This window comes from Pseudooceanicola sp. LIPI14-2-Ac024 (assembly GCF_042188925.1).
Taxonomy (GTDB): Bacteria; Pseudomonadota; Alphaproteobacteria; order Rhodobacterales; family Rhodobacteraceae; genus Pseudooceanicola.
The window spans coordinates 918,378-936,216 of record NZ_CP170102.1 but is presented as its reverse complement, the minus strand read 5'-3'; the positions used below and the strand labels follow the sequence as shown (position 1 = coordinate 936,216).

17 protein-coding genes and 1 pseudogene are annotated in these 17,839 nt (G+C 66.0%); 12 read left to right on the top strand and 6 right to left on the bottom strand.

The window, feature by feature from the left end:
- Position 1: 1 nt before the first annotated feature.
- Positions 2 to 382, bottom strand: a complete 381-nt coding sequence (locus ACE2AC_RS04530; protein WP_375690931.1) for a hypothetical protein — start codon at positions 380 to 382, stop codon at positions 2 to 4.
- Between the two features lie 161 nt (positions 383 to 543).
- Positions 544 to 1,158, bottom strand: a complete 615-nt coding sequence (locus tag ACE2AC_RS04525; RefSeq protein ID WP_375690930.1) for a TetR family transcriptional regulator C-terminal domain-containing protein — start codon at positions 1,156 to 1,158, stop codon at positions 544 to 546.
- A gap of 221 nt (positions 1,159 to 1,379) precedes the next feature.
- Here ACE2AC_RS04525 and ACE2AC_RS04520 point away from each other — a divergent pair, with 221 nt between their 5' ends.
- From ACE2AC_RS04520 to ACE2AC_RS04475, 10 genes and pseudogenes are all read left to right on the top strand, one after another.
- Positions 1,380 to 2,630, top strand: a complete 1,251-nt coding sequence (locus tag ACE2AC_RS04520; RefSeq protein WP_375690929.1) for a Zn-dependent hydrolase — start codon at positions 1,380 to 1,382, stop codon at positions 2,628 to 2,630.
- Between the two features lie 85 nt (positions 2,631 to 2,715).
- Positions 2,716 to 4,176, top strand: a complete 1,461-nt coding sequence (gene hydA, locus ACE2AC_RS04515; RefSeq protein ID WP_375690928.1) for a dihydropyrimidinase — start codon at positions 2,716 to 2,718, stop codon at positions 4,174 to 4,176.
- A 59-nt stretch (positions 4,177 to 4,235) separates the two neighbouring features.
- A complete protein-coding gene (locus tag ACE2AC_RS04510) occupies positions 4,236 to 4,964 on the top strand; it encodes an ABC transporter ATP-binding protein (RefSeq protein ID WP_375692068.1) in 729 nt (242 codons plus the stop codon).
- Positions 4,957 to 5,877 (top strand): ABC transporter permease, encoded by a 921-nt coding sequence (locus tag ACE2AC_RS04505; protein ID WP_375690927.1) that lies wholly within the window; start codon positions 4,957 to 4,959, stop codon positions 5,875 to 5,877. Before ACE2AC_RS04510 ends, ACE2AC_RS04505 begins: the two co-directional genes overlap by 8 nt.
- Entirely contained in the window at positions 5,874 to 6,722 is an 849-nt protein-coding gene (locus tag ACE2AC_RS04500; protein ID WP_375690926.1) for an ABC transporter permease, read from the top strand. Before ACE2AC_RS04505 ends, ACE2AC_RS04500 begins: the two co-directional genes overlap by 4 nt.
- A 25-nt stretch (positions 6,723 to 6,747) precedes the next feature.
- The gene (locus tag ACE2AC_RS04495) at positions 6,748 to 7,746 is read left to right on the top strand and encodes an ABC transporter substrate-binding protein (protein WP_375690925.1); all 999 of its coding nucleotides are present in this window, start codon (positions 6,748 to 6,750) and stop codon (positions 7,744 to 7,746) included.
- 87 nt (positions 7,747 to 7,833) lie between these two features.
- Positions 7,834 to 8,637 carry a FadR/GntR family transcriptional regulator gene (locus ACE2AC_RS04490; RefSeq protein ID WP_375690924.1) on the top strand — a complete coding sequence of 268 codons (804 nt, stop codon included), beginning with the start codon at positions 7,834 to 7,836 and terminating at the stop codon, positions 8,635 to 8,637.
- A 222-nt stretch (positions 8,638 to 8,859) separates the two neighbouring features.
- Positions 8,860 to 9,941, top strand: a pseudogene (locus ACE2AC_RS04485) (TRAP transporter substrate-binding protein).
- Between the two features lie 69 nt (positions 9,942 to 10,010).
- Positions 10,011 to 10,904, top strand: coding sequence for a TRAP transporter small permease subunit (locus tag ACE2AC_RS04480; RefSeq protein WP_375690923.1), 894 nt, complete (start codon positions 10,011 to 10,013; stop codon positions 10,902 to 10,904).
- Between the two features lie 14 nt (positions 10,905 to 10,918).
- Positions 10,919 to 13,273: a TRAP transporter large permease subunit gene (locus ACE2AC_RS04475; RefSeq protein ID WP_375690922.1), complete on the top strand. Its 2,355-nt coding sequence runs from the start codon at positions 10,919 to 10,921 to the stop codon at positions 13,271 to 13,273.
- Between the two features lie 82 nt (positions 13,274 to 13,355).
- Here ACE2AC_RS04475 and ACE2AC_RS04470 read toward each other — a convergent pair whose 3' ends face one another.
- The 3 genes from ACE2AC_RS04470 to ACE2AC_RS04460 are packed head-to-tail and all read right to left on the bottom strand — an operon-like array spanning position 13,356 to position 15,153.
- On the bottom strand, positions 13,356 to 13,865 hold the full coding sequence (locus tag ACE2AC_RS04470; protein ID WP_375690921.1) for a hypothetical protein: 510 nt from the start codon (positions 13,863 to 13,865) through the stop codon (positions 13,356 to 13,358).
- On the bottom strand, positions 13,862 to 14,500 hold the full coding sequence (locus ACE2AC_RS04465) for a DUF1638 domain-containing protein (protein ID WP_375690920.1): 639 nt from the start codon (positions 14,498 to 14,500) through the stop codon (positions 13,862 to 13,864). Before ACE2AC_RS04465 ends, ACE2AC_RS04470 begins: the two co-directional genes overlap by 4 nt.
- A 41-nt stretch (positions 14,501 to 14,541) precedes the next feature.
- The gene (locus ACE2AC_RS04460; protein WP_375690919.1) at positions 14,542 to 15,153 is read right to left on the bottom strand and encodes a hypothetical protein; all 612 of its coding nucleotides are present in this window, start codon (positions 15,151 to 15,153) and stop codon (positions 14,542 to 14,544) included.
- Between the two features lie 84 nt (positions 15,154 to 15,237).
- Between ACE2AC_RS04460 and ACE2AC_RS04455 the strand changes: the two genes are divergently transcribed.
- A complete protein-coding gene (locus ACE2AC_RS04455) occupies positions 15,238 to 15,702 on the top strand; it encodes a cupin domain-containing protein (protein ID WP_375690918.1) in 465 nt (154 codons plus the stop codon).
- 69 nt (positions 15,703 to 15,771) lie between these two features.
- On the opposite strand, the gene ACE2AC_RS04450 is transcribed toward ACE2AC_RS04455, so the two are convergent.
- The gene (locus ACE2AC_RS04450; RefSeq protein ID WP_375690917.1) at positions 15,772 to 16,476 is read right to left on the bottom strand and encodes a corrinoid protein; all 705 of its coding nucleotides are present in this window, start codon (positions 16,474 to 16,476) and stop codon (positions 15,772 to 15,774) included.
- 209 nt (positions 16,477 to 16,685) lie between these two features.
- Between ACE2AC_RS04450 and ACE2AC_RS04445 the strand changes: the two genes are divergently transcribed.
- Positions 16,686 to 17,831 (top strand): PA0069 family radical SAM protein, encoded by a 1,146-nt coding sequence (locus tag ACE2AC_RS04445; RefSeq protein WP_375690916.1) that lies wholly within the window; start codon positions 16,686 to 16,688, stop codon positions 17,829 to 17,831.
- The last annotated feature ends 8 nt before the right edge of the window (positions 17,832 to 17,839 follow it).

Sequence of the window (17,839 nt, the reverse complement as noted above, 5' to 3'; positions counted from 1 at the left end):
CTCAAGGCCCCGGTTCCGCCTCGAGCACCGTCGCGGCATTGGCCTTCACGGCATCGACCAGGTCAACATTGCTGTCGCGCCAGGCCCGGAACCGGGCATATCCGTCTCGGTTGACCAGGTCGCGCTCGCCGGGGGTGAGGTGGGGCAGGTCCTCGATCCCCACGCCGGGCACGAAGGCCAGTTTGACCCGCGTGTAGGCTGCGGCGCAGTGGCTGGCCTCGGCCTGGGTCAGGAACCGGACGGCGGCAATCGCCTCGCACAGGGTATAGTGATGCAGGTCGGCATGGTCGGGGACCGCGGCGTCCTGTGCCCGTCCGGCGGGCGGGGTGAGGGTGAGGGTCGTGAGCGTGGCCATCAGGATGGCCGGGTGAGCAAGGGGCATGACGCGCCTCCCGTGAAAGGTGGCGCCGCGCGCGACTGCTCCTCTGATCCCATGCGGCGGAGGATGGTTCCGACCCGGTCATCCTACACCAATCCGGCCTGCGCACGGACCGCAAATCGCCGCCTGACACAAAATGGCCGGGGCGCAGGACGCCCGGACGCTCAGGCTTTCAGCAGACGGGTGAAGAGCGTTTCGAGGTAGCTGCCGGCGGCCGGGAAGGGATCGGGCACCTCGGGGCCCAGTACCGCGCGGACTTGGACATCGAAATCGGCGTAATGCTGGGTCAGCGACCAGATCGAGAAGATCAGGTGATGCGGATCGGCGGGCAGCAGGCGGCTCGTGTCCATCCAGCCGCGGATCACGGCGGCCTTTTCGTCGACCAGTTCCTTCAGCTCTCCCTCGAGCATGGCCTGCATCCGCGGCGCGCCCTGCACGATCTCGTTCGCGAAGAGACGGCTTTCGCGGGGGTGGTTCCGGCTGAGCTCCAGCTTGCGGCGGACATAGCCGAGGATCTCGCCGAGCGGTTCGCCGTCGGCGTCGAGCTCGCGCAGCGGGTCCAGCCAGATGTCCATCAGGCTGGCCATCAGGTGGCTGTGGATCGCTTCCTTGGAGGGGAAGTAGTAGAGCAGGTTGGGCTTGGACAGCCCCGCTTCCTTGGCGATCTGGTCGACCGTCGCGCCGCGGAAGCCATGGGCAGAGAACACCTCGAGCGCCGCCTCGGCGATGATCGCCACGTTGCGCTTCTGGATTCGCGTCTTGGCCTGCGCCTTGTTCATCCGACGTTTCGCCCCATCCTCAAAAATGCTTTGCAAACCAATGTTTCGCGGGAAATTCCGAAAGTCCAGCCGCGATGAATTTTTGGTCATGCCCCGCGATATTTGCGCCCCCGAGAGGGCATTCCAGTGTATTTCTTGACTGGTCTTGAACCCGTGATAGCGTGGCTTTGACCTTTTGGTCAAACAAAGCTCGCCCCCGCATCAAGACGCAAGGAGTGCCGATGGCCGCCCCCGGAGAAAACCTGAAGATCAACGGCGACCGCCTGTGGGATAGCCTGATGGAAATGGCCCAGATCGGCCCCGGCGTGGCGGGCGGCAACAACCGCCAGACCCTGACCGATGCCGATGCCGAGGGCCGCGCGTTGTTCCAGACCTGGTGCGAGGCCGAGGGCTGCGAGATGGGGCTGGACACCATGGGCAACATGTTCGCGATGCGCCCCGGCACCGACCCTGAGGCGCTCCCGGTCTACGTGGGCTCGCACCTCGACACGCAGCCGACCGGCGGGAAGTACGACGGCGTCCTCGGCGTGCTCGGCGGGCTCGAGGTGATCCGGACGCTGAATGACCTCGGTATCCGGACGAAGCATCCGATCGTCGTGACCAACTGGACCAACGAGGAGGGCACCCGCTATGCGCCCGCCATGCTGTCCTCGGGCGTCTTCGCGGGTGTCCACACCGAGGCATGGGCCAAGGACCGCGTCGATGCCAAGGGGCTGAAGTTCGGCGATGAGCTCAAGCGCATCGGTTGGGAGGGCGAGGAGCCCGTCGGCAGCCGCAAGATGCACGCCTTCTTTGAACTGCACATCGAACAGGGCCCGATCCTCGAGGCAGAGGGCAAGGATATCGGCATCGTCACCCACGGCCAGGGCCTGTCCTGGACCCAGGTGACGATCACCGGCAAGGATGCGCACACCGGCTCCACCCCGATGCCGATGCGCAAGAACGCGGGCCTCGGCATGGCGCGGGTGCTGGAACTGGTCGAAGAGATCGCCTGGTCCCACGCCCCGCACGCGGTCGGCGCGGCGGGGCATATCGACATCTATCCCAATTCGCGCAACGTGATCCCCGGTAAGGCTGTCTTCACCATCGACTTCCGCTCGCCCGATCTGAGCGTGATCGAGGACATGGAAGAACGGCTGCATGCGGGCGCGAAAAAGATATGCGACGACATGGGGTTGGAGATCGAGCTTGAGAAAGTCGGCGGCTTCGACCCGGTCAAGTTCGACGAGGGCTGCGTGCAGGCGTTGCGCTCCGCCGCCGAGCGGCTGGGCTATTCACATCGCGACATCATCTCGGGCGCCGGGCATGACGCCTGCTGGATCAACCAGGTGGCGCCGACCGCGATGGTCATGTGCCCCTGCGTCGACGGGCTAAGCCACAACGAGGCCGAGGAGATCTCGAAGGACTGGGCGGCGGCGGGGGCGGATGTACTGTTCCACGCGGTCGTCGAGACGGCGGAGATCGTGGAATAAGCGGGGGCCAGCCCCCGCACCCCCGGAGTTTATTCGGCAAGATGAAGCCGGACCCCGGGGACAAGAGGACAACAGGGAGCAAGCAATGAGCAAGGTGATCAAGGGCGGGACGATCGTCACCGCCGACCGTCAGTTCGAAGGCGACATCCTGATCGAGGGTGAAACGATCAAGGAGATCGGGACCGACCTCAAGGGCGACGAATATGTCGATGCGGAAGGGGCCTACGTGATCCCCGGCGGGATCGACCCGCACACGCACCTCGAGATGCCGTTCATGGGCACGACCGCTGCCGAGACCTTCGAGACCGGGACATGGGCCGCGGCCTGCGGCGGGACGACGATGCTGATCGACTTCTGCCTGCCGGGCGAGGATGGCTCGATCAAGAACGCGATCCAGGAATGGCATCGCAAATCGGCGCCGCAGATCTGTTCCGACATCGGGTATCACATGGCGATCACCGGGTGGAACGAAAGCGTTTTCAACGAGATGAAGGACGCCGTTGATGCGGGTGTGAACTCGTTCAAGCACTTCATGGCCTACAAGGGCGCGCTGATGGTCGAGGATGACGAGATGTTCGCCTCGTTCTCGCGCTGCAAGGAGCTGGGCGCGCTGCCGATGGTGCATGCGGAGAACGGCGACCTTGTCGACCTGATGCAGAAGAAGTTCCTCTCCGAGGGCAAGACCGGGCCGGAATGGCACGCGCGGAGCCGTCCGCCGGAATTCGAGGGCGAGGCGGCCAACCGCGCGATCACCATCGCCGATGCCGCGGGCGTGCCGCTCTACATCGTGCACGTGTCCTGCGAACAGGCGCACGAGGCGATCCGGCGCGCGCGGCAGAAGGGGATGCGGGTCTACGGCGAGCCGCTGATGCAGTTCCTCTGCCTCGACGAGGATGAATACTTGTCCGAGGACTGGCTGCATTCGGCGCAGCGGGTGATGTCCCCGCCGTTCCGGGGCAAGGAGCACCAGGACGGGCTCTGGGCCGGGCTGCAGGCGGGATCGTTGCAGGTGGTGGCCACGGACCACGCCGCGTTCTCGTCCGAACAGAAGAAGCTGGGGGTCGGGGATTTCACCAAGATTCCCAACGGAACCAACGGGTTGGAGGAGCGTCTTGCGATGCTCTGGACGCTGGGGGTGGAGACCGGGCGGCTGACACCCGAGGAATTCGTCGCCGCGACCTCGACCAACATCGCCAAGATCCTGAACATCTATCCCAAGAAGGGCGCGCTGGTGCCGGGGGCGGATGCGGACATCGTGGTCTGGGATCCGAAGATCACCAAGACGATTAGCGCCTCGAACCACCATTCCATCCTCGATTACAACGTCTTCGAGGGCAAGGAAGTGACGGCGCAGGCACGTTACACGATTTCGCGGGGCGAGACGATCTGGGCCTGGGGCCAGAACTCCCAGCCGCAGCCGGGGCGCGGTCGCTTCGTGCCGCGGCCGGCCTTCTCCTCGGCCAGCAAGGCGCTTTCGAAGTGGAAAGAGCTGAACTCTCCGCGGAGCGTGAAGCGCGATCCGATGAACATTCCGGCGGGGATCTGAACTACGTGGCGCAAGTACCTGTGATCGAGGCGAGAAACCTCGATCTGACTTTCGAGACGATGGACGGCCCGGTGGCGGCGCTGAAGGACGTGAGCCTCAGCATCGGCGCCGGGGAGTTTGTCAGCTTCATCGGGCCCTCGGGCTGCGGCAAGACCACGTTCCTCAGGTGCATCGCGGCGTTGGAGCAGCCGACCGGCGGCAGCCTGACGGTGAACGGCATGACGCCCGAGGATGCGCGCCAGGCGCGGGCCTATGGCTATGTCTTCCAGGCGGCGGGGCTCTACCCGTGGCGGACCATCGCCAAGAACATCAAGCTGCCGCTTGAAATCATGGGGTTTTCCAAGGCCGAGCAGGAGAAGCGGGTCGAGCGTGTGCTCGAGCTTGTCGACCTTGCGGGCTTTGGCGGAAAGTACCCCTGGCAGCTGTCGGGAGGCATGCAGCAGCGCGCCTCGATCGCGCGGGCGCTGAGTTTCGATGCCGACATCCTGCTGATGGACGAACCCTTCGGCGCGCTGGACGAGATCGTGCGCGACCACCTGAACGAGGAATTGCTCAAGCTCTGGGCGCGGACCGGCAAGACCATCGGTTTCGTCACCCATTCGATCCCCGAGGCGGTGTACCTCTCGACCAAGATCGTGGTGATGTCGCCGCGGCCCGGTCGGATCACCGACGTGATCGAGAGCACGCTGCCGAAGGAGCGGCCGCTCGACATCAGGGACACGCCGGAATTCCTTGAAATCGCGCACAGGGTCCGCGACGGACTGCGGGCGGGGCACGCCTATGATTAGGACGGTCGTACCGATCGTGACCGTCGTCGTGGCCATCGTGGCGCTCTGGTACGTGGCGGCGGTGCCGATGAACATCCACTTTGCCGTCAATACCGCCGCGCGCACCGGGGCCGTGGTGCACCCCGAGGACCCGGCCGCGCGCCGGGCCATGGGGGGCATCGCGCTGGCGATGGAGAACCCGGGCCAGTGGTCGGCCACCTGGGCGCAGGACAAGCCGCGCCTGCCGGTGCCGCACCAGGTGCTCGAGGAGCTTTGGCAGACCACGGCCCAGCAGGCGGTCACCAGCAAGCGGAGCCTCGTCTACCACGGTTGGGTCACGCTTTCGGCCACGGTGGTCGGCTTTGCCATCGGCACGGGGCTGGGCATCCTGCTGGCGGTCGGCATCGTGCATTCCCGTGCGATGGACATGAGCGTGATGCCCTGGGCCATCGCCAGCCAGACGATCCCGATCCTGGCCATCGCGCCGATGATCATCGTGGTGCTGAATTCCATCGGCGTGCAGGGGCTGGTGCCCAAGGCGGTGATCAGCGCCTACCTGTCGTTCTTCCCCGTGGTCGTCGGCATGGTGAAGGGTCTGCGCAGCCCCGACGCGATGCAATTCGACCTGCTCAAGACCTACAACGCCAGCCGGGGCGAGACGTTCTGGAAGCTGCGGCTGCCGGCGTCGGCGCCCTATCTCTTTGCCTCGCTCAAGGTGGGCATCGCCGCCTCGCTTGTCGGCGCCATCGTGGGCGAACTGCCGACCGGCGCCAGCCGGGGGCTGGGGGCGCGGCTGCTCTCGGGGAGCTATTACGGCCAGACGGTGCAGATCTGGTCGGCGCTCTTTGCCACGGCGATCCTCGCCGCGCTGCTGGTGGCGATCATCGCCGGGATCGAGCGGGTGACGCTGAAACGGATGGGGCTGGCGCGATGATGTTGCTGATCGCGGCCCTGGCCCTCTGGGCGATCATGTGGACGGTGAACGTGCGCCTGTCGAACGGGCCGGGTGCGGGGACCCGCGCGGTCCAGCTGCTGGTTCCGATGATCTTCGGCCTGACGCTGCTGGCGATGTGGGAGCTGATCGTGCGCGGCCTGCAGGTGCCGGGCGTGGTGCTGCCGCCGCCCTCGGTCATCGCGGACAAGATGGCGGCATCCGGTCCGACGCTCTGGGTCGATTTCAAGCAGACCTTCCTCAAGGGCGCGCTTGGCGGCTATGCCATCGGGTGCACCGCCGCCTTCCTGACGGCGATCCTCGTCGACCGCTGGGATTTCCTGCGCCGCGGCCTGCTGCCGGTCGGCTCGTTCCTGGCCGCGTTGCCGATCGTGGGCACCGCGCCCATCCTGGTGATGTGGTACGGCTACGACTGGCATTCCAAGGCCGCGGTGGTCGTGCTGATGGTGTTCTTCCCGATGCTGGTGAACATCGTGGCCGGTCTGCAGGACACCACCGCCATGCAGCGCGACCTGATGAAGACCTACGCCGCAAGTTATTGGCAGGGCTTGTTTAAGCTGCGCCTGCCAGCCGCCATGCCGTTCATCTTCAACGGGCTGAAAATTTCATCGACGCTGGCCATGATCGGCGCGATCGTGGCGGAATTCTTCGGGTCGCCCATTGTGGGAATGGGCTTTCGTATCTCAACATCCGTGGGGCAACTCGCGCTCGACATGGTCTGGGCCGAGATCGTCGTGGCCGCCTTGGCCGGGTCAGCCTTCTACGGTGTCGTGGCCCTGATCGAGAAGCGGGTCACGTTCTGGCATCCGTCGCAAAGGCGGAACTGAAAAATCCAACAGGGAGCTTAAGACAATGAAAAAGACTATCACGGGTGCGGTAACCGCCCTGTCGCTCTTCACCGCCGGTGCGGTGCAGGCGGCGGACGATATCACCCTTCAGCTGAAGTGGGTCACGCAGGGCCAGTTCGCGGGCTACTTCGTCGCCAAGGACAAGGGCTTCTACGAGGAAGAGGGCCTGAATGTCACGATCAAGCCGGGCGGCCCCGACATCGCGCCCGAGCAGGTGATCGCCGCCGGCGGTGCCGACGTGATCACCACCTGGATGGCCGCGGGCCTGGCCGCGCGCGAACGTGGCGTGCCGCTGGTGAACATCGCCCAGCCGTTCAAGACCGGCGGCCTGCAGGTGAACTGCCTCAAGTCGTCGGGCATCGAGACGCCTGAGGATTTCCCGGGCCACACGATGGGTGTCTGGTTCTACGGCAACGAATACCCGTTCTACGCCTGGATGGCGTCCCTGGGGATCGAGACCGACGGGGCGGACGACAACGGCGTTGCCGTGATCAAGCAGGCCTTCAGCGCCGATCCCCTGATCCAGGGGCAGGCCGACTGCATCTCGACCATGACCTACAACGAGTACAAGCAGATCCTCGACGCCGGCATCACGCCCGAGGAACTGGTGACCTTCAACTACCTCGAAATGGGCTTCGGCATGCTCGAGGACGGGCTCTACGTCCTCGAGGACCAGCTGGCGGACCCGGCCTTTAAGGAGAAGATGGTCAAGTTCGTGCGCGCCTCGATGAAAGGCTGGAAATACGCCGAGGAGAACCCTGACGAGGCCGCCCAGATCGTCATCGACAACGACGAGACCGGCGCGCAGACGCTCGAGCACCAAGTCTACATGATCGGTGAGGTCGCCAAGCTGACCGCCGGTTCCGACGGCACGCTCGACCCGGCGGATTACGAGCAGACCGTCAAGACGCTGCTGTCCTCGGTGTCGTCGGAGAACCCGGCGATCACCAAGGAGCCCGAGGGCGCCTGGACGCATGACGTGACCGACGAGGCGCTGAAATAACAGCGGCTTGCACGGCAGGCACGGGGCCGGGACGCACATGCGTTCCGGCCCTTTGCACGTCTCGGGGCTTGCGCGGACAAATTCATCATGAAAAATAGGACCATGGCCCGGCAGGACGACGAGGACACGAAACCGAACGACGCGGCAGCCGCCGTCGAACCGCGCCGGTCGCGGCCGCAACGCGTGGCCGAGGCGATCAAGGACTTCGTCGTGGCCGAGGGGCTGCACAAGGGCGACAGGCTGCCGGGCGAGGCCGAGCTGATGGCGCGCTTCGGCATGGCCAAGGGCACCATCCGCGAAGCGATGCGCATCCTCGAGGCGCAGGGGCTGGTCAAAACGCGCACCGGGCCGGGCGGTGGCAGTTTCGTGCACGAGGTCTCGGCCGAACGGGCGCGGGCGCTCCTGGGCAACTACTTCTACTTCCGCGACCTGACCCTGCACGACATCTACCAGCTGCGCCGCCTGCTCGAGCCGGAGCTGGCGGCCTCGCTCGCGGGCAAGCTCGACGCGGGCCAGCTGGCGCAGCTCTCGGCGGTGGTGGCGACCTACGACCACCCGGCGGCGGATGCCGAGGAAGAGCGCGAACAGCACGTTGCCTCGCTCCGCTTCCACCAGCTGCTGTCCGAGTTTGCCGAGAACGAGCTGCTCGGATTCCTCATCGGTTTCATGGCGCGGATCCTCAGCGACCTGACCGTCTACCGCAAGCTTTACGAGCCGCCCAACATCGAGCTCTGGTCGCGTGGCCGGGCGTTCCAGATCGAGCTGATCGAGGCGCTCGGGGCAGGGGATGCGGACCGCGCACGACTGGTCATGGCCGACCACATGGCGACCGCCGAGTCGCTGATGGAAGGGCAGGAATCAAGGGTCCTGAATCGCTTCATCTCGCAGTGAGTCGCGGCGAAATTATCGCGTCAGGCCAGAATGTTACGAAACCTTACAGCATTCCCGCGCGTCACGGTGGACCCAACACGTGTTTGCCGGAAATTTCCGCGCTAATTCCGCCATACGGCACAAGTTTTTGTTTCGCCATTCGGAATTAGCCGGTACCTTCCCCTTCACTCGCAACGATCCGCGCCGGCAAAATCCGGGGCAAAAAAATTCGGGAGGAATGTTATGGATCGTCGTTCTTTTCTCAGGACGTCTGCCCTGGGCGGCGGTGCCGCAGCTGCCACTTCGCTGGCCGCTCCGGCCATTGCGCAAGGCAACACCACGCTCACTATGGTCACCACCTGGCCGCGCGGCCTCGCTGGCGTGTGGGACTCGGTTGAGCGCTTCGCCAACAACGTGAACACCATGTCCGGCGGCACGCTGACCATCGACGCGAAAGCGGCGGGGAACTCGTCGGCGCGCTGGAAAGCTTTGACGCCGTGACCTCGGGCCAGGCCGACATCTACCACGGTGCGGACTACTACTGGGTCGGTCAGCACCCGGCATGGGCCTACTTCACCGCCGTGCCGTTCGGCATGACCGCGCCCGAAATCATGGTCTGGTACTATGCCCAGGACGGCATGGCGCTGCACCACGAGCTGGGCGAAGTCTTCGGTATCAAGCCGTTCATCGCCGGTCAGACCGCGGCACAGGGCGGCGGCTGGTTCCGCAAGCCGGTGACGTCGCCGGACGACTTCAAGGGCCTCAAGTTCCGCATGCCCGGCCTCGGCGGCCAGGCGCTGGCAGAACTCGGCGCCTCGGTGCAGAACATCCCCGGCGGCGAAATCTACCAGGCGCTGTCGACCGGCGCGCTGGACGCGACCGAATGGATCGGCCCGTGGTCGGACGAGAAGCTGGGCCTGCAGGAAGTCTGCGACTACTACTACCCCGCCGGTTTCCACGAGCCGGGCGCCGCGCTCTCCGTCGGCGTCAACCTGTCGGTGTTCGAGGGCCTGAGCCCCGAGCACCAGGCGATCATCCAGGCCGCCGCGGCCGAGGCGCACCAGCACAACTACTCGCTGTTCATCGCCAACAACGGCCCGGCGCTCGACCGTCTCAAGCAGGGCGGCACGCAGGTCGAGGAATTCTCGCCCGAGATCTGGGATGCCTTCGGCGCCGCGTCGAAGACCGTCCTCGACGGCTTCATGGGTGACGAGCTCTTCGCCAAGATCCGCGAGTCGATGGAGAAATCCATGGCCGCGACCGCGGGCTGGGTCTCGGTCTCGGATGCGGCCTATGTCCGTCAGCGTTCGCGCGTGATGGGCTAAGCTTAAGCAAATAAACGAAAACCAGGCTGCGCACGTTCTCGTGCGCAGCCTTTTCGAACAGGGGGAGCGATGCTGGACGGTCTGATCTGGCTGATCACTCAAATCGGCCTCGGTTTCTACAACATGGTCTATGCCGTCACCCATCCGGGTCTCTGGCTGGATTGGTCGAACACCGAAAGCCTTCTGCGGTTCGTCTACTATGGCGGATCGGTGGAATTCTTCTTTGTCTGCTTCGACATCTTCCTTGTCGTCACCATCATCGGCCTGATCTGGCGCCCCTTCATGTGGGGTTGTGTCCGCGGGCTCGAGGGCTTTGCCAACACGGTCGGCCGCACCGCCGCCTGGGCCGGCCTGATCATGGTCGCTCAGCAGACGCTGGTGATCTTCCTGCAGTCGATCTTCCGCATGGGCGAGATCACGATCTCGCCGCTCGGGATCGGCTTCACCCAGTCGGTCGGCTGGTTCTCGGAGGGGCTGAAGTTCTGGAACGCGGTCGTCGTCGCGCTCTGCGTCAGCTACACCTTCGTGCAGGGCGGCCACGTCCGGGTCGACCTGGTCTATGCGCCGCTCAAGCACGGGGCCAAGCGCGTCGTGGACATGTTCGGGGCGCTGTTCCTGATGGTGCCCGCGGCGGTGCTGACCTGGATGTATGCCTGGTTCTTCCTGTGGCGGCACCTGATCACCCCCAAGGTCTCGGCTAGCGACCAGCTCGACCTGATGCTGCGCAAGGCCAAGATCGTCAAATGGAACGTCGAAACCATCGGTTTCAGCCCTGACGGCTTCAACGGCTACTTCCTGTTCAAGATCCTGATGCTGCTCTTCGTGGCGCTGGTGATCCTGCAGGCCGTGGCCTTCTTCTACCGCTCATTCCTCGAATTCGTCGAAGGCGAGGAATCCGCTGGCAAGTACCTCGACCGCGACACGCTGGGCGAGGGTGAAGAAGCCTACGAAGGCACCCACTAAGAGGTTCAACGAGTATGCTATTCGGACTTGATGGCGTCGAGATCGGGCTGATCATCGTCTTCCTGTGCCTCTTCGCGGGCATCCTTTCCGGCTTTCCGGTCGCCTTCGCGATCTCGGGCGCGGGCGTCTTCGCCTTCGCGATCATCGCCTATCTCGACAGCCACGGCATCCTCGTGCACCAGGTCATCGACCAGAGCACGCAGGCCTACCGCGACGTGGTGAGCACCGGCGTCAGGCCGGACACGATATCAACCTTCAGATACCCCGACCTGCCAACCGTCGGCGTGCCGCTCTTCGACCGGGGCTGGGAGGTCGCGATCGACCGCAACCTCAGCTTCATCGTGAACCGGATGAACGAACGGGTGTTTGCCGGCCAGTCGATCGAGACGCTGCTGGCGGTGCTGATGTTCGTGATGATGGGCATCACGCTGGAACGGTCCAAGATCGCCAACGACCTGCTGACCACCATGGCGCGGATCTTCGGGCCGCTGCCGGGCGGCCTGGCGGTGTCCGTGGTCGTCGTTGGCGCGTTCCTCGCCGCCTCGACCGGGATCGTCGGCGCGACGGTGGTGACGATGGGCCTGCTGTCGCTGCCCACCATGTTGCGCAACAACTATTCGCCCGAGCTGTCGACCGGCGTGATCGCCGCATCGGGCACGTTGGGGCAGATCATCCCGCCGTCGATCGTGATCGTGCTGCTCGGCACGCTGGCGGGCGACCTCTATTCCACCGCGCAGGAAGCACGTGCGCAGACTTTCGGCTGCACCGACGCGCTGACCTACCTCGGCCGTCCGGCCGTGGTGTCGGTCGGCACGCTGTTCCAGGCCGCGATGCTGCCGGGGATCATGCTGGCGGTGCTCTACGCCGCCTACGCTTTCGGCTTCGCGCTGCTGAACCCGTCGAAGGCGCCCGCGGTGATCAGCGAGTACCACAAGACCGGCACCGCCAGCCGGGGCCAGGCCTGGATCTGGTACGTGGTGGCGCCGGTGGTGCTGATCGCGGTGCTGATCGCCAGCTTCGAATTCGGCATGGTCGGATCGCAGGACATCATCGTGTCGTCCTATTCCGAGGGTGGCGAGAACGCGGTGCTGCGGACCAATGTCAGCGAAAGCTGCAAGGCCGCGATGATCGAGCTGCACGGCCAGGGCAAATGGGATCTCGCCGTCCGCCAGCAGGCGGAAATCGCGGCGGCGGGCGGGGCGCAGGAAAGCGTCCGCCTGTCCGACGAAGAGGTGCAGCAGCTTCGCGCGCTCAAGCTTGCCGCCGCCGCACCGATCGGCACCGGCATCGGGATCATGGCGCTGATGCTGGGCATCGTCCTGGCGGTGGCGCGTGGCGTGAACCCGGCGCAGAGTGCCAGCCCGCTGATCATCGGTGCGGTCGGTGTCGTCCTGCTGATCGCGGTCGACGTGCTCTTCATCTCGCCGGCGACCACGGCCATGTCGACGCTGCTGATCATCGCCATCCCGCTGGTCATCGCGCTCTACGGCGTACGGATCGCGGCCGGGCGGCTGTCGCAGAACGAACTGATCCGCGTGGTTTTTCCGCCGCTGGTCCTGATCGTCGCGGTGCTGGGCTCGATCCTGGGCGGTATCACCAACCCGACGCCGGCCGCGGCGCTCGGCGCGGCGGGGGCGATCATGCTGGCGGCCTACCGCAAGCTCAAGGAAGAGGGCCATTCCGGCAAGGTCATCATCAACGCCTCGCTGGCGCTGGCCCTGATGATCCTGATCGGCATGAACTTCGACCTCAGGATCAACCAGGCCAATGTCGGGTTCGAGAACTGGTTCGCCTTCATCGTGGCGGCCATCGCCTTCCACGTGGCGGCCTGGGGCCTGATCAGCGCGGCTTGGACGCTCTATGGCGCGGGCGTGCTGACCCCGGTGGTGCGCGAGACGGCCAAGGTGACCTCGATGGTCTTCACCATCCTGATCGGTTCGCAGCTACTGAACCTGGTGGTGATCTCCTTCGGGGGCGAGCATTACATCCAGGAGTTCCTGCGCAGCTTCGACAGCGAGTTCCAGGTCTTCCTGATCGTGATGCTGGTGCTGTTCATCCTGGGCTTCGTGCTCGACTTCCTCGAGATCATCTACATCGTGATCCCGATCGTCGGGCCGGTGATCTACGGCGGCACCTTCGATCCGAAGTGGGTGACCATCATGATCGCGGTGAACCTGCAGACATCGTTCCTGACGCCACCCTTCGGGTTTGCGCTGTTCTACCTGCGGGGTGTCGCGCCGCCGTCGGTGACGACAGGGCACATCTACCGGGGGATCGTTCCCTTCGTGCTGATCCAGGTCGCGGGCCTTGCGCTGCTCTGGTACGTGCCGAGCATTGTGACCATTATCCCGGACCTGATGCCGAACTGATCGGCGACCGGAGAAACGTGAAAGCCGCGCCATTGGGCGCGGCTTTTGCATTTGGGGGCAGGGGCGGGCCGAAGCCCTCACATCACCGTGTCACCACGTAGCGTCGCAGACCGGCGATGAAGCTGTCGATTTCCTGCGCCAGCGCACCGGATCCAAAGCCCTCGAGCACCCCGGCCGTCAGCGCGTCGGGCCAGAGCGTGGCCTCGAGCCGCGCGCGCTCGGCCGCGTCGCTGGAGGCAAGCGGCAGCGCCTCGGCCGCGGCCAGCAGTTCCAGCCGCTGCTGCACCGCGCGCATGTCGGCAAAGGCCGCGATCATCGGCGCGGTCAGCCCGGCTTCGTCCTGCCACGACCGCCCGGCGAACACTTCCTGCGTGACCCTTTGCCCGGCGCCCGCGCAGTCGTAGCGGACGCAGCCGGCAAAGCCCCGCGCGTCCAGATCGGAGTGAATGCTGCAAGAGCGGCCGTCGAGGTTGGGGCAGGGCAGGCCCGCCGGCTTGTCGATCGCAAACGCCTCGCCCTTGTCGAGCGCCAGCGCCAGGCAGCAGAGCGCGGCACAGGCGCTGCAGTCGGCGGTCAGGGCCGGGCGGCTCATGCGGCTGCCAGCGCCTCGAGCGCGGTGGCAAGGTCGCCGTAGCCGGTGAAGCGCCGTTCGAACGCCAGGCCCAACTGCGCCGCCGCCGCCTCGGCCCGAGCGGTCAGGTCCGGATCGTCGGTCTGGGCCAGGTAGACCAGCGTCTCGTAATTGCCGAAATACATGTCCCGCAGCTCGGGGTGGCGGTCGAGGCCGAGACCCCGCCAGACAAAGGCGTCGAACTGCCGGGTCAGGAAATCGGTCAGGTAGAAGGCCGTCACCTCGTCCCGCGCGGCAAAGGCGACGTTGCCCTCGAAGAAGCTGTAGCAATGCGGCCCGGCCAGCATCCGGACCCCCAGCCGGTCGCAGGCCGCCTGCAGCAGCCCCCCGGTGCCGCAGTCGGCATAAAGCACGAAGACCTCGTCATAGGTAGCGCCGCGCGCGGCGACGGCGGCCTCGACGGCGGCGGTGATGCGGTCGGGGTGGTTGTGCAGGATGGCGGGCAGGCAATGCAGGTCGAACTGGCTCCAGCCGTTCAGGCGCACCAGGTCCAACACCTCGCGCGCCAGCGCCCCGCAGGCCAGCAGCAGGATGCGCCCCCGGCCGGTGGCGGCCAGGCCGTCGCGGGTCAGCGTGCGGTCGTCGGGCAGGTCCATCATCGCGATGTGGCAGCCGCGCGGGCGTGGGTCAAGTGCGCTCAGGGCGTGGCCAGCCCGTAGCGGTCGCAGAGCGCCTCGGCGATCTCGGCCACCGCGTGCCGGGCCGCGTCGTGATCGGCGCCCGCGATGTCGAGCAGGGCGATCATCGCCTCGCTCCCGGTGGCGGCCGTTAGCGCGTTGACCAGGGTGCGGAACCGCGCGGCACCAAGGCGCGCGCGCTCATTCTCGAGCGCGGCCTCGAACATCGGCACCCGGCGTGCGCCCCGCAGCGACCGCGTGCCGCCTTCGGCCAGCCAGGCGTCGAGGTTGCGGGCCAGGAACTGACGGAACCCGGCCTCGTGCTCAAGCGCGAGGTCCAGCATGTAGAGCGACACCGCCACGACCCGGGCCCGCGGGGTCGCCGCCCCGCCGATCACCGCCGCGTAACTCTTGACCTCGATCGCCAGTCCCGCCTCGGCGGTCAGGACCGCGGGGTCGGAAAAGTAGCGGTAGGCCGTCGCACGCGAGATGCCGGCCTGCTGCGCGGCGGCGGCTACGGTGACGGGTTCGCCCCGGGCCACGAGGTCGCGGGCACCGGCCAGCAGCGCCTCGCGCGTGCGGGCCTTCTGCGCCCGGCGTTCGGTGGGAGAGTCGGTTTTGCTTGCCCGCATCGCGGATTCCGTTTATGAGATTAGTGTCTCATTATTAGACAATAGTACCATATACCCCACAGCCCTCGTGACAAGGACATTCAGATGACCGACCGACACAGAACCTATGAGGTGCTTGGCATCCTCATGACTTTCCACGCCTTTCCCGACGACGTCGAGGGCAAGTACTGCCTGGTCGAGGCCGTCGTGCCGCCCGGATGCGGTGCGCCGCCGAACCACCATGCCGGTGAGACCGAGGCTTTTCACGTCCTCGATGGCGCCTTCGAGTTCATGATCGACGGGCAGGCGACCCGGGCCGGGCCCGGCGATCATATCCGCATCCCCGACGGGGCGGTGCATGCCTTTTCCGCCGTCGGCGACAGCGCCGGGCGGGTGCTGATCCTGAACGCGCCAGGCCGGATGCACGAGGCGTTCTTTACCGCCATCGGCGAACCGGTTCCTGCCGAAACGCGGGTGCCGCGCCCGATGGAGGGTCCGCCAGATGTCGCCGCCGTGGTCGCCGCGGCCGAGGCGGCGGGCATGGTCCTCATGGCCCCGCAGGACGCCTGACCGCCCCGAAACAAGCAAGCGGCCCGACAGCGATGCCGGGCCGTTTCGCATGCCGGTCCGGTCGCAGGCTCAGCCGGCGACGCCCTGGTTGTGCTTGCGGGCGACGAACTGCTTCGCCGTCTCGACCGCCACCGCGGCGTCGCGGCAGTAGGCGTCGGCGCCGATGGCCTTGCCGAATTCCTCGTTCAGCGGCGCGCCGCCGACAAGGACGATGTAGTCGTCGCGGATGCCCTGTTCCTTCATCGTGTCGATCACGACCTTCATGTAGGGCATCGTGGTGGTCAGCAGGGCCGACATGCCGAGGATGTCGGGCTGTTCGGTCGCCAGCGCGTCGAGGTATTTCTCGACCGCGTTGTTGATACCGAGGTCGATCACCTCGAAACCCGCGCCTTCCATCATCATGCCGACGAGGTTCTTGCCGATGTCGTGGATGTCGCCCTTGACCGTGCCGATCACCATCTTGCCCATCCGGGGCGCGCCGGTCTCGATCAGCAGCGGCTTGAGGATGGCCATGCCGCCCTTCATCGCGTTGGCGGCCAGCAGCACCTCGGGGACAAAGAGGATCCCGTCGCGGAAGTCGTTGCCGACGATGGTCATGCCGCCGACCAGCGCCTCGGTCAGGATGCGGTAAGGCGCCCATCCGCGTTCCAGCAGGATGTTCACGCCTTCCTCGATCTCTTCCTTGAGACCGTCGTAGAGGTCGTCGAACATCTGCTGGACGAGCTCGTCGTCGTCGAGTTCGGAAAGGATGATGTCGTCTTCTTCGTCGGACATGAGGCTGACCCTTGTCTTGCCGGGCGCAAGGACCCGGTGCCATTGTCATCCACCCATCGGGCAATTGTCTGTATCGCACTGGCCGAATTGCGACATCGGGCGCGTTTGTTCCGACCTCTCGCGCGATTGCTATGCGCAGCGTGTTGAAAATCCCTCAATCCCGTAGGCCGGGCATTGGCAATGTTCACGTAATGTTCTATTGTCAGGTCATGGCACCGACCACGCGCCCCCCTCACGGTTCCGCATCCGGCCCTGCCGACCTCGGCGTGGCGCTGTCCGCGCATCGGCTGGAGGAGGGGCAGCGGCGCGGGCGCGGGGCGGGCAGCAACCGCACCGGCCGGTTCGAGCGGCAGGAACGGGTGGTCACTCACGACGGGTGGGAAATCGAGGAGGATTTGCCGGTCCTGCGCACCGAGGTGTCGGTTGAACGGCCGCGCAAGGTGATCACCTACAATCGGTCGCCCGATCTGCCCTTCGACCGCTCGATCAACGCCTATCGCGGTTGCGAACACGGTTGCATCTACTGCTTTGCCCGGCCGACCCATGCCTGGCTCGGGCTGTCGGCGGGGCTGGATTTCGAAACCCGGCTGATCGCCCGGCCCGAGGCTCCGCGCCTGCTGGAACGTGAACTGGCGGCGAAACGCTACGAGGTTGCGCCGATCTCGATGGGGACGAACACCGATCCCTACCAACCGATCGAAAAGCGGCACGGGATCACCCGTGCCCTTCTCGAGGTGCTGCGCGAGGCGCGGCATCCGGTGGGGATCGTGACCAAGGGCACGCTGATCCTGCGCGACCTCGACATCCTGTCGGACATGGCGCGGGATGGGCTGGTGCGGGTCGGCATCTCGCTCACCACGCTCGACCCGGTGCTGTCACGTCGGATGGAGCCGCGCGCCCCGGCGCCCGCCAAGCGGCTCGAGGTTATCCGGGCGCTCTCGGACGCGGGCGTGTCGGTCCGGGTGATGACCTCTCCGGTGGTGCCGGGGCTGACGGATCACGAGCTGGAGGGCCTGCTGGAGGCCGGGGCGCAGGCCGGGGCCGAGGCGGCCAGCTGGATCATGCTGCGCCTTCCGCTGGAGGTCGCGCCGCTCTTCCGCGACTGGCTCGAGGAACATTACCCCGACCGCGCCGACCGCGTGATGGCAAGGGTGCGCGAGATGCACGGCGGCAAGGAGTACGACGCCCAGTGGGGCAAGCGGATGCGGGGCGAGGGGCATTACGCCGAGATGATCGCGAAGCGGTTCACGCGGGCGGCGCGGGCGCTTGGCCTCGACCGGCAATTGCCGCCGCTCCGGCGCGACCTCTTTCGCCCGCCGGTGCCGCGCGGGTCGCAGATGAACCTTTTTGACTGATGGAGGAA

Bases quoted from the DNA above. Each gene is read 5' to 3' on its own strand.
- ACE2AC_RS04530 (WP_375690931.1), bottom strand. From the start codon at position 382: ATGCCCCTTGCTCACCCGGCCATCCTGATGGCCACGCTCACGACCCTC.
- ACE2AC_RS04525 (WP_375690930.1), bottom strand. From the start codon at position 1,158: ATGAACAAGGCGCAGGCCAAGACGCGAATCCAGAAGCGCAACGTGGCG.
- ACE2AC_RS04520 (WP_375690929.1), top strand. From the start codon at position 1,380: ATGGCCGCCCCCGGAGAAAACCTGAAGATCAACGGCGACCGCCTGTGG.
- hydA (WP_375690928.1), top strand. From the start codon at position 2,716: ATGAGCAAGGTGATCAAGGGCGGGACGATCGTCACCGCCGACCGTCAG.
- ACE2AC_RS04510 (WP_375692068.1), top strand. From the start codon at position 4,236: ATGGACGGCCCGGTGGCGGCGCTGAAGGACGTGAGCCTCAGCATCGGC.
- ACE2AC_RS04505 (WP_375690927.1), top strand. From the start codon at position 4,957: ATGATTAGGACGGTCGTACCGATCGTGACCGTCGTCGTGGCCATCGTG.
- ACE2AC_RS04500 (WP_375690926.1), top strand. From the start codon at position 5,874: ATGATGTTGCTGATCGCGGCCCTGGCCCTCTGGGCGATCATGTGGACG.
- ACE2AC_RS04495 (WP_375690925.1), top strand. From the start codon at position 6,748: ATGAAAAAGACTATCACGGGTGCGGTAACCGCCCTGTCGCTCTTCACC.
- ACE2AC_RS04490 (WP_375690924.1), top strand. From the start codon at position 7,834: ATGAAAAATAGGACCATGGCCCGGCAGGACGACGAGGACACGAAACCG.
- ACE2AC_RS04480 (WP_375690923.1), top strand. From the start codon at position 10,011: ATGCTGGACGGTCTGATCTGGCTGATCACTCAAATCGGCCTCGGTTTC.
- ACE2AC_RS04475 (WP_375690922.1), top strand. From the start codon at position 10,919: ATGCTATTCGGACTTGATGGCGTCGAGATCGGGCTGATCATCGTCTTC.
- ACE2AC_RS04470 (WP_375690921.1), bottom strand. From the start codon at position 13,865: ATGAGCCGCCCGGCCCTGACCGCCGACTGCAGCGCCTGTGCCGCGCTC.
- ACE2AC_RS04465 (WP_375690920.1), bottom strand. From the start codon at position 14,500: ATGGACCTGCCCGACGACCGCACGCTGACCCGCGACGGCCTGGCCGCC.
- ACE2AC_RS04460 (WP_375690919.1), bottom strand. From the start codon at position 15,153: ATGCGGGCAAGCAAAACCGACTCTCCCACCGAACGCCGGGCGCAGAAG.
- ACE2AC_RS04455 (WP_375690918.1), top strand. From the start codon at position 15,238: ATGACCGACCGACACAGAACCTATGAGGTGCTTGGCATCCTCATGACT.
- ACE2AC_RS04450 (WP_375690917.1), bottom strand. From the start codon at position 16,476: ATGTCCGACGAAGAAGACGACATCATCCTTTCCGAACTCGACGACGAC.
- ACE2AC_RS04445 (WP_375690916.1), top strand. From the start codon at position 16,686: ATGGCACCGACCACGCGCCCCCCTCACGGTTCCGCATCCGGCCCTGCC.